The organism is Rugamonas fusca (assembly GCF_014042365.1).
GTDB classification, from domain to species: domain Bacteria; phylum Pseudomonadota; class Gammaproteobacteria; order Burkholderiales; family Burkholderiaceae_D; genus Rugamonas; species Rugamonas fusca.
In genome coordinates this window covers 11,666-25,428 of record NZ_JACEZS010000014.1, presented here as the reverse complement: position 1 = coordinate 25,428, position 13,763 = coordinate 11,666, and the positions used below count along the sequence as shown (strand labels likewise).

At 69.3% G+C, this 13,763-nt stretch carries 16 protein-coding genes; 14 read left to right on the top strand and 2 right to left on the bottom strand.

Translation table 11 applies throughout. The annotated features are described in order from the left end of the window. Positions 1 to 191: 191 nt before the first annotated feature. Positions 192 to 476, top strand: coding sequence for a type II toxin-antitoxin system HicB family antitoxin (locus H3H36_RS16515; RefSeq protein ID WP_182219193.1), 285 nt, complete (start codon positions 192 to 194; stop codon positions 474 to 476). 17 nt (positions 477 to 493) lie between these two features. On the opposite strand, the gene H3H36_RS16510 is transcribed toward H3H36_RS16515, so the two are convergent. Continuing rightward, positions 494 to 1,228, bottom strand: a complete 735-nt coding sequence (locus H3H36_RS16510; RefSeq protein WP_182219192.1) for a glutathione S-transferase — start codon at positions 1,226 to 1,228, stop codon at positions 494 to 496. A gap of 161 nt (positions 1,229 to 1,389) precedes the next feature. Between H3H36_RS16510 and H3H36_RS16505 the strand changes: the two genes are divergently transcribed. Together H3H36_RS16505 and H3H36_RS16500 are read left to right on the top strand one after the other, a co-directional pair. Next, positions 1,390 to 2,361, top strand: coding sequence for a glycosyltransferase family 2 protein (locus H3H36_RS16505; protein ID WP_311196645.1), 972 nt, complete (start codon positions 1,390 to 1,392; stop codon positions 2,359 to 2,361). Continuing rightward, positions 2,351 to 3,085 (top strand): class I SAM-dependent methyltransferase, encoded by a 735-nt coding sequence (locus H3H36_RS16500; RefSeq protein ID WP_182219191.1) that lies wholly within the window; start codon positions 2,351 to 2,353, stop codon positions 3,083 to 3,085. Before H3H36_RS16505 ends, H3H36_RS16500 begins: the two co-directional genes overlap by 11 nt. Here the strand turns inward: H3H36_RS16500 and H3H36_RS16495 are convergent. After that, entirely contained in the window at positions 3,026 to 4,576 is a 1,551-nt protein-coding gene (locus H3H36_RS16495) for a hypothetical protein (protein WP_182219190.1), read from the bottom strand. The two genes, H3H36_RS16500 and H3H36_RS16495, sit on opposite strands and share 60 nt — an antisense overlap. Positions 4,577 to 4,673: 97 nt before the next feature. Between H3H36_RS16495 and H3H36_RS16490 the strand changes: the two genes are divergently transcribed. The 11 genes from H3H36_RS16490 (at position 4,674) to H3H36_RS16440 (ending at position 13,751) form a co-directional block, all read left to right on the top strand. Beyond that, positions 4,674 to 5,435, top strand: coding sequence for a sulfite exporter TauE/SafE family protein (locus H3H36_RS16490; RefSeq protein ID WP_182219189.1), 762 nt, complete (start codon positions 4,674 to 4,676; stop codon positions 5,433 to 5,435). A 65-nt stretch (positions 5,436 to 5,500) separates the two neighbouring features. Further along, positions 5,501 to 6,958 carry a hypothetical protein gene (locus H3H36_RS16485; RefSeq protein WP_182219188.1) on the top strand — a complete coding sequence of 486 codons (1,458 nt, stop codon included), beginning with the start codon at positions 5,501 to 5,503 and terminating at the stop codon, positions 6,956 to 6,958. Beyond that, positions 6,942 to 7,934 (top strand): phosphatase PAP2 family protein, encoded by a 993-nt coding sequence (locus H3H36_RS16480; RefSeq protein ID WP_182219187.1) that lies wholly within the window; start codon positions 6,942 to 6,944, stop codon positions 7,932 to 7,934. The genes H3H36_RS16485 and H3H36_RS16480 overlap by 17 nt, the downstream gene beginning before the upstream one ends. 159 nt (positions 7,935 to 8,093) lie before the next feature. Next, entirely contained in the window at positions 8,094 to 9,758 is a 1,665-nt protein-coding gene (locus H3H36_RS27570) for a sensor histidine kinase (RefSeq protein ID WP_182219186.1), read from the top strand. Between the two features lie 20 nt (positions 9,759 to 9,778). Further along, positions 9,779 to 10,459 (top strand): response regulator, encoded by a 681-nt coding sequence (locus tag H3H36_RS16470; protein WP_311196644.1) that lies wholly within the window; start codon positions 9,779 to 9,781, stop codon positions 10,457 to 10,459. Between the two features lie 288 nt (positions 10,460 to 10,747). Beyond that, positions 10,748 to 10,894, top strand: coding sequence for a Flp family type IVb pilin (locus tag H3H36_RS16465; RefSeq protein ID WP_182219185.1), 147 nt, complete (start codon positions 10,748 to 10,750; stop codon positions 10,892 to 10,894). 72 nt (positions 10,895 to 10,966) lie between these two features. Next, the gene (locus H3H36_RS16460) at positions 10,967 to 11,140 is read left to right on the top strand and encodes a Flp family type IVb pilin (RefSeq protein ID WP_182219184.1); all 174 of its coding nucleotides are present in this window, start codon (positions 10,967 to 10,969) and stop codon (positions 11,138 to 11,140) included. 127 nt (positions 11,141 to 11,267) lie between these two features. Beyond that, the gene (locus H3H36_RS16455) at positions 11,268 to 11,444 is read left to right on the top strand and encodes a Flp family type IVb pilin (RefSeq protein ID WP_375539600.1); all 177 of its coding nucleotides are present in this window, start codon (positions 11,268 to 11,270) and stop codon (positions 11,442 to 11,444) included. Further along, the gene (locus H3H36_RS16450) at positions 11,441 to 12,535 is read left to right on the top strand and encodes a phosphatase PAP2 family protein (RefSeq protein WP_182219183.1); all 1,095 of its coding nucleotides are present in this window, start codon (positions 11,441 to 11,443) and stop codon (positions 12,533 to 12,535) included. The genes H3H36_RS16455 and H3H36_RS16450 overlap by 4 nt, the downstream gene beginning before the upstream one ends. Continuing rightward, the gene (locus tag H3H36_RS16445; RefSeq protein WP_229219951.1) at positions 12,532 to 13,122 is read left to right on the top strand and encodes an A24 family peptidase; all 591 of its coding nucleotides are present in this window, start codon (positions 12,532 to 12,534) and stop codon (positions 13,120 to 13,122) included. The genes H3H36_RS16450 and H3H36_RS16445 overlap by 4 nt, the downstream gene beginning before the upstream one ends. After that, positions 13,119 to 13,751: a methyltransferase family protein gene (locus H3H36_RS16440; RefSeq protein WP_182219182.1), complete on the top strand. Its 633-nt coding sequence runs from the start codon at positions 13,119 to 13,121 to the stop codon at positions 13,749 to 13,751. Before H3H36_RS16445 ends, H3H36_RS16440 begins: the two co-directional genes overlap by 4 nt. Positions 13,752 to 13,763: the final 12 nt, after the last annotated feature.

The window sequence follows — 13,763 nt, the reverse complement described above, 5'->3', positions numbered from 1 at the left end:
TTGCCGCTGCGGCGCACCAAAACAGGGCAGCGCGGGCGCCTGGCCACGACGGCGCGCCCGCATGCGGCATCGCGTCGTAAATTGGCGGCCCCATGCACGAAATAGCTTGAAGCCGGACCTTGTCCGTGTAAAACTTAGTCTTGCAGCGCAACGTCAACAATGGCCGCCCACTTTCCACAGGACAAGCCGCTATGGACATCCCGATACTGATCCACATGGACAAGGAAAGTGTCTACGGCGTGACCGTACCGGACCTGCCCGGCGTGCGCTCCTCGGGCGCCACCATCGACAAGGCCATGAGCAACGCCACCAAGGCCATCTACGGCCACGTGGGCCAGCTGGTGGAACAGGGCAAGCCGTTCGAGATCAAGCCCTCCCCGGTGGAAACGCTGTCGCGCGAGCCCGATTATGCGGGCGGCATCTGGGCCCTGGTCAGCTTCGACCTGGCCCGGCTCGACGATCCTCCCGACGACTGACACCAGCCCCCCACCCTTCAGCGGTCCAGTTCCGGATAGTGGCGGAATATCCCTTCCTCATTGAACGGCAAGCGCCGCGCCGACTGCAGGTAGGCTGCGATACGGGGCCGCTGCGCCACGCTGCCATGCAGCGCCAGCAAGCGCGGCCAGCCGGCCTGCTGGCGCGCCATCGCGTTGGGGAAGGCATAGCGCAAGCCGGCCACCAGCTGGAACAGCGACAAGTCCACATACGATAGCCGGGCGCCCACGGCATGGTTGCCGCGCGCCCGATTGCGTTCCAGGACGCCCTCGAAATAGTCGAGATACTTGGGCAGGCGCTGGGCCGTGAAGTCGGCCGCGCGGGTGCGGGCGGCCGGCCGTTGCTGTTCGTAGTACAGGTTGGTCGACAGCGGATGGTGGCAGTCGTGCACTTCGTCCACGATGTCGGCGATGGTCAGCTGCAACTGGTTGGCCCACAGCCGCCCCTGCTGCGCGCGCGGCGCCAGGCCATGGCGCGCGCCAAGGAACAGCAGGATGTTGGCCGTCTGCCCGATCAGCAGTTCGCCCGCGCGCAGCACCGGCGGCGCGAACGACGGGTGCGTTTCGCGCGCCCCGTCCAGGCTGGCCAGCATGGCCGGCATGCCCCGTTCACCCCGCTTGCGCGCCACGTCCACGTAGGGCACACCGGCTTCCTCCAGCGCCAGCCGGACGAATTCGCCCCGGCCCTGGATGCCGGGCCAGTAATACAGCTGATAAGGCGCGCTCGGATGCATCGGACCATGTTAGCAGCATTTCGCCGCCCTGCCTTCGCCGCCGGCCCTCGCGGCGCCCGATGTGCACAATTCTTAACGGCGCACCTGTGCCACCATTGTCCAATCGCTAAAGAATCATGCATACTGGGACCGTGCCGACAGCCACCGGATTGCCTACGACAATGATGCAAGCGACGACACCATGCGGACAGCCCGACCTCGTTTCCATCGTGGTTCCATTCTTCAATGAGGCCGACGGCATTGAACTGTTCCAGCACACCTTGCGCCCCATCCTCGATAGCCAGCCGCAGCTGCGCTTTGAAGTGATCTGCGTCGACGACGGCAGCCGGGACGGCACGCTGGACTTGCTGCTGGCGCTGTCCCGCCTCGACCGCCGGTTCCGGGTGATCGAATTGTCGCGCAACTTCGGCAAGGAGGCGGCGCTGACGGCCGGGATCGACGCGGCCAGCGGTGACGCCGTGATCCCCATCGACGCCGACCTGCAGGATCCGCCCGAGCTGATCGCCGCCCTGATCGCCGAATGGCGGCGCGGCTACGACGTGGTGCTGGCCCGGCGCGTGGACCGGAGCGCGGACTCCTACCTGAAGCGCACCACCGCCAGCCTGTTCTACAAGGTCCACAATCAGATCTCGACCATCAAGGTGCCGCAGGACGTGGGCGACTACCGCCTCATGTCGCGCGCCGCCATCGAGGCGCTGAAACAGCTGCCCGAGAACCAGCGCTTCATGAAGGGCTTGTTCGCCTGGGTGGGCTTTCGCAGCACCACCATCGACTATGTGCGCCATGCGCGCAGCCGCGGCGAGACCAAGTTCTCGGGCTGGCGGCTGTGGAACTTCGCCATCGACGGCGTCACCAGTTTCAGCACCGCGCCGCTGAAGGTGTGGACCTATATCGGCGGGGCCGGGGCCGCCCTGTCGCTGTGCTATGCCGCGTTCATCGTGCTGCGCACGCTGATCCTGGGGGTGGACGTGCCGGGCTTCGCCTCGCTGCTGGTGGCCATCCTGTTCCTGGGCAGCCTGCAGTTGATCAGCATCGGCGTGCTCGGTGAATACATCGGCCGCATCTACCTGGAGACGAAGCGGCGGCCCACCTATATCGTGCGCCAACGTCATGGAGATGAGCATGAGCCCTGAAGCGTACCTGGAAATGGCCGACACCGAGCAGCGCCACTGGTGGTTCACCGGCCGCCGCGCCATCCTCGATGCCGTCCTGGCCGGCATGGCCCTGCCGGCCGCGGCGCGCATCCTGGAAATCGGCTCGGGCACGGGCGGCAACCTGGCACTGCTGGCCGGCCATGGCGCCGTCAGCGCCCTGGAAATGGATCCGGGCGCCCGCCTGATCTCGCTCGCCAGGACGGGCCACCGCTTCGATATCCGCCAGGGACGCTGCCCCGACGACGTCCCGTTCCCGCCCGCCTCCTTCGACCTGGTCTGCATGTTCGACGTGCTGGAACATATCGACGAGGACGTGGCCACGCTGGCCCTGGCCAAAACGCTGCTGGCCGGCGGCGGGCGCATGCTGCTGACGGTGCCGGCCAACCGCTGGATGTGGGGACCGCACGACGTGTTCCTGCACCATCAGCGCCGCTACAGCGCCGCCGAACTGCGCCGCAAGGTCGGCGCGGCCGGGCTGCGCCTGGAGCGGCTCACGCATTTCAACACCCTGCTGTTCCCGCTGGCCGCCGCCGCGCGCATCACGGACCGCCTGTCGGGCAAGCAGGCCGCCAGCGGCACGGCCATCCCCGCCGCGCCCGTGAACCGCCTCCTGCATCAGGCCTTCAGTAGCGAGCGCCACCTGTTACGGTTCATGGGCCTGCCGTTCGGCGTCTCGCTGCTGGCCATCGTCTCGGCCACCTAGCGCCGCCGGCGCTGGCAGCCGCTGGTAGAAGCGGTAGCCGGCCACCTGCCTGGCCAGGCGGTAGCCGCGCAACGCCGGCGCGGCCCGCGCATCGGCGGCCAGATAGGCGATGAAGTCGAACGATGGCGCCGGCCCCCACGGCTGGCTTTCCACCACCAGCACATTCGGCGGCGCGCGCAGCAGGTCGGCCACGACGATATCGCGCAGGTACGCCTCGACTCTGGCCTGGCGGGCCACGATCGCTGCCGAAAGCAGCGACATCGTCGGCAGGCGCGAGGCGGTGCCGATGTCAGGCTCGGTGACCAGGGGATAGGCGGCGCGCACGGCGTTGGACCAGACCAGCACCGGCCCGCCGCCCAGCTCCCGGATCACCGGCGAAAACAGGGCGGGCGCGGGATTTTCCAGCGCGGCCTTATGGGGCGCGGCCAGCAGCGAGAGCGCCGCCAGGACGGCCATGACGCCGCCCACCAGCGGCGCCACCGCGCGGGCCGGCAGCCGGCCAGGCCTGGCCAGCACTTCGGCCGCGGCCAGCGCGAACAGCAGCCAGGCCAGGGCCGCCACCGGATACCAGTGATAATTCCAGCCCTTGTTCTGCAACAGGGCGGCGCCGGCGAAGCCGGCGGCCGCCGCCGACAGCGGCAGCGCCGCGCCGCGCGGCGCCGGTCCCGCGATCCAGGCCAGCGTGGCGCAGATCGCGCCGATCAGGAAATTGGGTGTGTGCAGGAAGTCGAACCGGCCGATGCCAAGGTAGCCGGCCCCATACACGTGCGCCAACGTGCGCGCCAGCGGCAGGTAATCGGGCGTGAGCCACAGGATCGCGGCCAGGTAGGCGCACATGATGGCGCCCATCAGCCACACGCCGCCGTCCGGGCCGCGCCGGCTGCGCAGCACCAGCACCCCCTCCACCAGCGCCGGCACCAGCAGGAAGTAAGGCTTGATGGCGAAACCGATGGCCGCCAGCGCCGCGGCGGCCAGGCGCCCGCGCCGGCGCACCGGCGCGCCATGCAGGCGCACGCAAGCCTGCGCCAGGTAAGGCAGGGACAGCAGCAAAGCCAGGTGCTCGCGCTGGCCGAAATCGTAGCCGGCCAGCGCCACGGCCACATAGGCCAGCGGCGGCAACAGCAGCGCCCCGGCCGCACCGCCCCGATGGTCGCGCGCCAGCGCCGCCGCCCAGCCCACGCATGCCAGGGCCAGGGCCAGCACCAGCACCCGGTAGACGGTGCCAGGCGCCACCCGCAGCCAGTCGGCCAGCGCCGTTACCGGCATGCTGAGCCAGATGATGAGCGGCGGGTTCAGTTCAATCAGGTCGACATACAGGCGCGCGCCCCCGCGCGCCCGGCCAGCCATGGCGAGCAGCCAGGCCACATCGTGGTTCAGCGGATACTGGAAAATGGCGGCCGCGCCCAGCGCGAAACACAGGCCAGCCCACGCCACGGGGAGCGGCACGCGGGCAAACAGCCCAGGGGGCGAGCGGCGTGGCGGCGAGGTCATGCGGCCATTATAGCGCCGCCGGCGCCCAGCGCTCTGGCCGGCGCACGGGTATAATTTCGCACCGCGCCCTATTTTCCCACCCACCGACTGTCCCGCCATGCCACCCGTTCCCCCGCTCGAGATTTCCGTCGTCCTGATGATCGCCGCCGCCGGCTTTTTCGCCGGCGTGCAGAACGCGCTGGCCGGGGGCGGTTCCTTCATCACCTTCCCCGCCCTGCTGCTGGCCGGCCTCAATCCGCTGGCGGCCAACATGACTTCCACCATCGCCATGTTCCCCAGCCAGACCACGTCGGCCGTGGCGGGCCGCAAGCTGACGGCCGACGTGGGCCCGCTCACGTTCCGCCAGATGTTCGCCATCAGCGTGGCCGGCGGCGTGGTGGGCGCGCTGCTGCTGCTGAACACACCGGCCTCCTTCTTCGCCCGGCTGGTGCCGTGGCTGGTGCTGTTTGCCACCAGCATGTTCGCCTGGGGCAGCTTCCGCCGCCAGCCGCTGCACGCGGCCGGTTCCGTGCCGCGCTGGGCGCTGGTGCTGGTGCAAAGCTGCATCGCCGTCTACGGCGGCTACTTCGGCGGCGGCATCGGCTTCCTGATGCTGGCCGCGCTCACCATCGCCGGCCAGCAGGTGCGCGCCGCCACGGCCACCAAGAACATGCTGGCCATGGCCATGAACGCGGCCGCCACCGTGATCTTCGCCACCTCGCACCTGATCAGCTGGCCGGCCGCGCTGGCCCTGTGCGCGGGCGGCATCGCCGGCGGCCTGTGCGGCGCCTGGCTGATCCACCGCCTGCCCGAGAAGGTGATGCGCACCTTCGTCGTGCTGGTGGGCGCCACGCTGACCGTGTGGATGTTCATGCGTTAGGAGATAGACAATCCCCGGCGCCCCTGCTATGTTGACTGAACCACATCACGCCCGGGAGCGCCACCTTGGAATGCCACGCCACCCCTGTCAGCACGCCAGCGCTTGCCTGGCGCTGGCCCCCCTTCGCGCTGCTGGCGGCGCTGCTCGGCTTCCTGTTCCCCCTGGTGCACCGCCCCTTGTTGCTTGATGGAGACACCTACTGGCATCTGGCGGCGGGCCGCTGGATGCTGGCCCATCAGGCCATCCCCCACACCGATGTGTTTTCCGCCACCATGCCCGGCGCGCCCTGGGTGGCCCACGAGTGGCTGTCCGAAGTGCTGATGGCGGCCGCATTCAGCGCCGCCGGCTGGGGTGGCCTGATGCTGCTGTGCGGCGCCGCGCTGGCCGCGACGCTGGGGCTGACGAGCCACTACCTGCAACGCCACCTGGCCCAGCCCGCGCCGCTGGTGTGCACCACGCTGGTGGCCGCCTGCATCGTCCCCAGCCTGTTCGCCCGTCCCCACCTGCTGGCCCTGGTGCCGCTGTGCGCCTGGTGCGTGGCGCTGCTGACGGCGCGCGACGCGGGACGCGCGCCCTCCTGGCGCTGGCTGGCGCTGATGGCGCTGTGGGCCAACCTGCATGGCAGTTTCGTGCTGGGCCTGGCGCTGGCCGGCGTGCTGGCGCTGGAGGCGCTGGCGGCCACGCCGGCGCCGCGCGGGCCGGCGCTGCGCCAGTGGAGCCTGTTCCTGCTGGGCGCGGCGGCGGTGGCCATGTGCACCCCGTTTGGCTGGCGCAGCCTGTGGCACCCGTTCCAGCTGATGCAACCGGCGCTGACCGCCACCGTCGCCGAATGGCAGCCGCCCAACTTCAACCACCTGCAACCGCTCACGCTGGCGCTGCTGACCTTGCTGTACACGGCGCTCACCCGGCCGCTGCGCATGCCGCCCGCGCGCGTGTTCATGCTGCTGGCGCTGCTCTACATGGCGCTCAAGCACAGCCGGCACCAGATGATCGCCGGCCTGGTGGGCGCGCTGGTGCTGGCCGCCCCGCTGGGGCTGGCGCTGGGCCGCCCCGGCGCCCCGCACGCCGATGGCGCGCGCGCGCAGGGCGCATCGGCCTGGCGCGCCTGGGGCGCCGTACTGCTGGCCATGGCCCTGCTGGCGGCCGGGCTGCGCCTGGCCATGCCGCCGCAACGGGGCGACGACCAGGCCACGCCGATGACGGCGCTGGCGCAGGTGCCGCCCGCCCTGTTGTCCCAGCCCGTGTTCAACAGCTATGAATTCGGCGGCTATCTGATCTACCGCCAGTTACGGCCCTACATCGACGGGCGCGCCGACATGTACGGCAGCGATTTCGTGCTGGCCTACCTGGCCGCGTTCCAGCCCGACCGCGCCGCCTTCGAACAGGCCACCGACCGCTACGGCGTGCGCTGGGCGCTGATCGCCGCCGACAGCCACCCCATGCTGTACCTGCTCGACACCCTGCCCCACTGGCGCCGCCTATATGGCGACCGGGTGGCCGTGGTTTATGTCCGCCAACCATAGCGCGGCCGCGGCGCGCCTGCTGCGCACCCTGGCGCCGCTGCTACTGGTGGGGGCCATCCTGGGCGCGCTGGCCAACTGGCTGGCCGGCGCGCGCTCGGTCGGCCTGCTCACCTGGCCCCAGGTGCTGGTGGCGGCCTACTTCACGGGCTGCTACGCCTTGCTGTTCAGCCTGCTGGCCGTGCTCGACTCGCTGCGCCGCATGCGCCAGTTCATGGCGCCCGGCGGCGAGCGGATCGATGTCGGCCCGCTGTGGCGCGCCGTGCTGCCGGTCGATGCGGCCATCACCGGCTGCGCGCTGGTATTCGCCGCCATCCTCGCCATCGGCGGCAACGCCAACCTGGTGCAGGTCTACCGCGACGCCGCCACCGTCTGGTACGACCCGGTCCTGTGGCGCCTCGAGCTGCCACTGTGGCGCCTCATACCGCGCCTGCGCCTGATCCCGCTGGCATGGTGGGAAACCATCTATCACCTGATGTGGCTGTACGTGCTGCTGGTGCTGGCCTTGCTGGTCAAGGCGCGCCACACGGAGCGCTACCTGACGCTGGCGGTGGCCATCGTGCTGGCCTTCTATGGCACCACCGCCATCGCGCTGCGCTTTCCCGTGGCCGGCCCCGCGTATTATCAGCCGGGCTGGTTCGTCCACCTGCGCGGCACCCTGAGCGGCCAGCTGCAAGCCTACCTGCAAGCCTACCAGGCCGGGCGCATCGCCCAGAACGGCCTGTTGTACGGCACCATGGCCATGCCCAGCCTGCATGTGGCCATGACGGCCATGGCCACCTGGTCGCTGGGGCGCCACTGGCCGCGCGCGCTGTGGGGCGCGCTGCCGCTGGCGCTGCTGATCTGGGCCTCGACCATCGTGCTGGCCTGGCATTACGCCTGCGACGGCGTGGCGGCGCTGGCCCTGGCCGGGCTATGCCTGGCGGCGGCCCGGCCCATCGTACGCCGCTGCTGGGGCGCGCCGGCCGGCATCGCCTGACGGGCACGGCGGCGCACGCTCGTGCTATAAAACCCCCGACTGTGGCATCGCCGTTATTGATACAACAAATTTGATCCAAGGATATGGACGCTTGCGCCGTCTGCCGTTAGACTGAACCAATTGTTACAAGACCAGCAAGAAAACTGGGCTGGAGCGCTTGTGAGCGACAACATTCTGATCCCCCCCCGGCACGTGAAAGACCCCACCGACGCCTCCATGGTCAACCGGATGCGCCTGGTGCTGGCCATGACGTGCCTGCTCACGCTGTTCATCGACCCGACCGGCGTGGGCCGGATGAACGACTTCACCATCTTCGTATTCGCCGGCTACCTGCTGCACAGCCTGGTATTGAACCTGTTCGCCTCGCCCCGGCTGCGCCCGCACGTGGCCTACTGGCTCGACGTGGGCTGGTTCTACCTGATCGTGCTCGTCACGGGCGGCAGCAACAGCTTCTTTTTCCTGTTCTTCTTCTTCTCCATCCTGGCCGCCTCGTTCACCTTCGGCTTCGAGGCCGGGGCCCGCACCACGCTGGTGTCGACCGCGCTGTTCGCCACCACGGCCGTCACGGCCCACACCGACGCGGCCCTGTCGCGGGTGCTGCTGCGCGCCACCTTCCTGCTGGCGCTGGGCTACATGATCGCCCACTGGGGCGGGCTGGTGGTGTCGCAGCAGCGGCGGCTGGCCCTGCTGCACGAGGTGACCCAGCAATCGAATCCCCGCTTCGGGGTGGACCAGACCATCGCCACCGTGCTCGAGAAGATCCGCCAGTTCTATGGCGCCAGCCGCTGCATCCTGCTGATGCGCGAGAGCGGTGCCGAACACTGGTCGCTGCGGGCAGCCAGCGGCGAACAGGCGGGACGCACGCCGCAGCCGACCCGCCTTTCGGCCGAAGCGGCCGCGCCCCTGCTGGCCTTCAGCGCCGGGCGCACGGTGCTGTACACGCGCCCGCTGGACGGCCTGCTGCGCCGCCACGCGCTGGCGCGCGAATACCTGGCCACCCGCCAGCGCTGGGTGCGCATGGCGCCCGATGCAGCCAGCGACCTGGCCGAACTGCTCGACGCCGGCGCCCTGGTCACCGTGCCGGTGCCGCTGCGCACGGGCGAGGGCCGCCTGATCGTCGTCACCGGGCGCCCTGAACTGAGCCGCCAGGACGCGCAGTTCTTGCTGCACATCGTCAGCCAGGTGTTCCCCGTGATCGAGAACATCGAGCTGCTCGACCGCATCGCCTCCGACGCCTCCCAGCGCGAGCGCGAGCGCATCGCGCGCGACCTGCACGACACCACCGTGCAACCGTACATCGGCCTGAGCCACGGCCTGAGCGCCATCCGCAAGCAGGCCGCGCCCGACAATCCCCTGCTGCCGGAACTGGACAACCTGCAAGCGATGACGACCAAGGTGATCGGCGACCTGCGCCGCTACGCCAGCAGCTTCCGGGCCGGCCGCCAGGGCTTGAGCGAACCGGAACTGCTGCTGGCGCTGCGGCGCCACGCCAGCCAGGTCAAGCAGTTCTACGGCATCGACATCGCCATCCACAGCCGCGGCCAGTTGCGCGGCAACGACCGGCTGGCGGCCGAAGTGTTCCAGATCGTCAGCGAGGGCATCAGCAATATCTGCAAGCACACCGACGCGCGCGCCGGCGCCGTCACGCTCGCGTGCAGCGAGCGCGAACTGGACATCCGTATCGAGAATGACTGCGCCACCGAGGCCGTGACCAATTTCCGCCCCCATTCCATCGCGGAACGGGCGCTGGCCCTGGGTGGCCAGGCCGAGGTGCTGCCCGGCGCGGAACGCAGCACCATGGTGCACATCACCATCCCCATTTGAAACGAGAGAAAGGCCATAACGTGTCTACTGATCCCCCCATCCGCGTCCTGCTCGTGGACGACCATCAAACCATGATCTGGGGCTTGCGCAAGCTGATCGAAAGCGAGGGCGACACCATGCGCGTGGTGGGCTGCGCGGCCGACTGCGACGGCGCCCTGGCCCAGTCCCGGGCGCTCTCGCCCGACGTGATCGTGCTGGACCTGGACCTGGATGGCACCAGCTCGCTGGGCATCTTGGCCGAGCTCGTCAATGGCAGCGGCGCGCGCGTGCTGGTGCTCAGCGGCACGCGCGATGCGTCCCAGCTCGACGCGGCCGTGCTGCACGGCGCCCGCGGCGTGGTGGGCAAGGACGCGGCGGCCGACGTGGTGCTGCAAGCGATCCGCAAGCTGCACCAGGGCGAGCTGTGGCTGGACCAGGGCATCCTGGGCCGCATCTTCGACGACATGCGCAACCCGCCCAAGCGCCGCAAGTGCGACGCCGGGGCCGACAAGCTGGCCAGCCTGACGGCCAAGGAACGCCAGATCTGCGACCTGATCGCGGCCGGTGGCGGCGGCAACAAGGCGCTGGCCCAGACCCTGTTCATCTCCGACCACACGCTGCGCAACCACCTGACGTCGATCTACCACAAGCTGGGCGTGACCAACCGCCTGGACCTGTATGTGTTCATGACCACCCAGCGCGCCGAACCGCAAGAACGCTAAGCGCCTGCCGCCTCCCCGCCGGGCCCCGAACCTGCCCGTGTCCCCCGCCTGTCCGCTCGCCGCCGCGCCGCCGCGCCCGTGCGCCGCATATTCATTTTGACAACATTCCTTTCTCGTGACAAATGTCATGGAATTGCTCTTGCAAAAAGGGCGTTTTGTCCCGGCAAAAAAAGGACAGTTGTCTGATGTGGCGCAACACTCCTTTCTTTATAGTGAACTCATCAGTACGGTTTCGGTGCCGGCTGAGACTGGCAAGGCTGAACCAACCTATCCACCTGGGAGCGCCGTATGCGTGACATCGACCCTTCGCCCACGCCCTGGCAGCGTTTCCTCCGGGGGGAAAGCGGAGCGACGTTTTACGAAACGGTGCTGGTGGCCTCGCTGATCGCCGTCGTGTGCGTCATCGTATTGCTGGCGCTTGGCAAGAATTTCTGAGGCGACGCACCAGCGCCTCGGAATCCGGACTGTTTGGTGCGACTGTCCCATCCATCTTGAGGAGTATTGATCATGAAAGCTATCCAGAAATTCCTGCGCGAAGAAGACGGCGTGACGGCCATTGAATATGGCCTGATCGCAGCCCTGATCGCCGTCGTCATCATCGCCGCCGTCACCATCGTCGGCACCCAGTTGAACAAGACCTTCTCCACCGTTGGCAACAACCTGAAGACGGCCAACACCTGATGCGGGCCACGTGCCCGCCAGACGGTGGCCGCAGGCCGCCGCCTGGCGGGGCGGGATACCCCGCCGGCCGCGCACCGCGACGCGCACCCGGCCCTGCGGGCCGTACTTTGCCTGAGGGAGGTGCAACGTGAACCATTGGCTGCTGCGTTTTCATCAGGACAGCTCGGCCGTCACCGCCATTGAATACGCGCTGCTGGCCGCCCTGATCGCCGTCATCATCGTCGGCGCCGTGGTCTCCGTCGGCACCCAGGTGCAACTGCTGTTTGAACACGTCAAGGACCAGGTGGTCCTCGCCATGCAATGAACACCCTGTCCCATACCACCGTCCCTGGCCCGCGGGCCGAACTGCGCGCCGCGTGGCGCGCGCACCGCTGGCTGCTGCTGATCGTGCTGCTCCATGCGGCCGGCGCGGCCGTGCTGCGCGCGCGCTACCCCGACGGCAGCGACATGGCGCCGCTGGTGGAGGGCTTTCTCACTTCGCTGCTGCTGGGCCCCCTGTTCGCCCTGTGCGCCTATGCCTTGTATGTCATGGTGGCGAAACGGCCGCGCGAACTGATCCGTTACCTGGGCCAGCACATCAAGGCTTACCTGACCCGCCAGCGCCTGCTGCACGCGCTGCCGGCCCTGTTGCTGCTGCCCGTGTTCGGCTCCAGCTTCACCATCGCCAAGGCGGCCGTCCCGCTGCTGCATCCCTATGACTGGGACACCCGGCTGGCCGCCGCCGACCAGTTGCTGCACGGTGGCGTGCAACCGTGGGTCTGGCTGCAGGCGCTGGCCGGCCACCCCATCGTGACGGCCATCCTCAACCTCAACTATCACCTGTGGTTCTTCATCATGTTCGCCACCATGTACTGGCTGGTGTTCAGCACCGAGCGGCCGCGCCTGCGCATGCAGTTCCTGCTCAGCTTCGTGCTGTCGTGGATCGTGATGGGCAACGTGATGGCCATCGTGCTGTCCTCGGCCGGCCCCTGCTACTACCACCTGGTGGTGGCCGGCCCCGACCCGTACGCGCCCCTGATGCAATACCTGCACCGGGCCGACCACCACATCCCGGTGCTGGCCCTGCGCGTGCAGGACATGCTGTGGCAAGGCTATCGCCACGGCGTCGGGGTATCCGGCCTGACCATCTCGGCCATGCCCAGCATGCATGTGGCCAGTTCCACGCTGCTGGCGCTGCTGGGCTGGCGGCTGCGGCCGGCCGCCGGCGTGGCGCTCACCGTGTTCGCGCTGCTGATCCTGGCCGGTTCCATCCACCTGGGCTGGCACTATGCGGTCGATGGCTATGTCGGTGCGGCCGGCGCCATCCTGATCTGGACCGTGGTGGGCTGGCTGCAGCGCCACGCCGGCGCCGCCGAAGCGGGCGCCGCGCCGGCGCCGGCCGGGAGCGCGCCATGAGCGTCGAACCACGCATGCTGCCGCCGGCCGCCGTGCTGGCCGCCCTGCTGGCGGCCGCCGTCTGGCACGACGTGCGCACGCGCCGCATCCCCAACCGGCTGGTGCTCGGTGGCGCGCTGGCCGGCCTGGCGTTCCAGGCCTTGCTGGCGCCGGGCGCGGGGCTGTTCGCCACGCCCTTCGGCGCGCTGGGCCTGCTCGACGGCCTGGCCGGCCTGGGCCTGGGCCTGGCCCTGCTGCTGCCCATGTACCTGCTGGGCGCCATGGGCGCCGGCGACGTCAAGCTGATGGCCATGTGCGGCGCCTTCCTGGGCCCGCGCGACGTGCTGGGCGCGGCCCTGCTGACCATGCTGGCCGGCGGCGTGCTGGCGCTGCTGGTGGCGCTGGGCAGCGGCCGGCTGGCGCAAGTGCTGGCCAACCTGCGCCAGTTGCTGCTGCACGCGCTGGTGCGGGCCGGCACGGGCGGCACGACCCGCCTGGATGCCCCGCCCGTCCCCACCGGCAAGCTGGCCTATGCCATCGCCATCGCCACCGGCACCGCGCTGCAACTGCTGCTGGCGCGCGTGCCCGCCTGGAGCAACCTGCTATGAACACCACACCACACCGGCTGGCCATGCTGCTGCGCTCGCGGCCCCTGAACCTGGCCCTGGGCATGCTGCTGGCCTGGGCCTGGGGCCTGTTCTGCTACGCCCACCTGCAAGCGTTCCTGCGCAGCGGCGACTGGAGCTACCTGCTGTTTTGCGCCTCCGAATCGCTGGTGGCGGTGCTGTTCCTGATCCGCTCGGAACCGGCGCGCGTGTCCGCCAGCCCGCTCGACTGGGGCCTGGCCATCGCCGCCACGTTCGTCCCGTTCCTGTTCTCGCCCACCGGCGAGACCGTGGTGCCGGCGGCCCGCCTGATGATCGTGGCCGGCGTGCTGATCCAGATCGCCGGCCTGCTGTCGCTGAACCGCAGCTTCGGCCTGGTGGCGGCCCACCGCACGCTCAAGACGGGCGGCCTGTACAGCGTGGTACGCCATCCGCTGTACGCCAGCTACCTGCTGTCCTACGCCGGCTACATCGTCAACAACACGAGCGCGCTCAACGTCGCCGTCAGCGTCTTGTCCGGCGCCCTGATGGTGGCGCGCCTGCTGCGCGAGGAACGCTTCCTGGCGCGCGATCCGCGCTACCTGGCGTACATGGCACAAGTGAAGTACCGCGTGATTCCACGCCTGTTCTGACAACGATCGAGG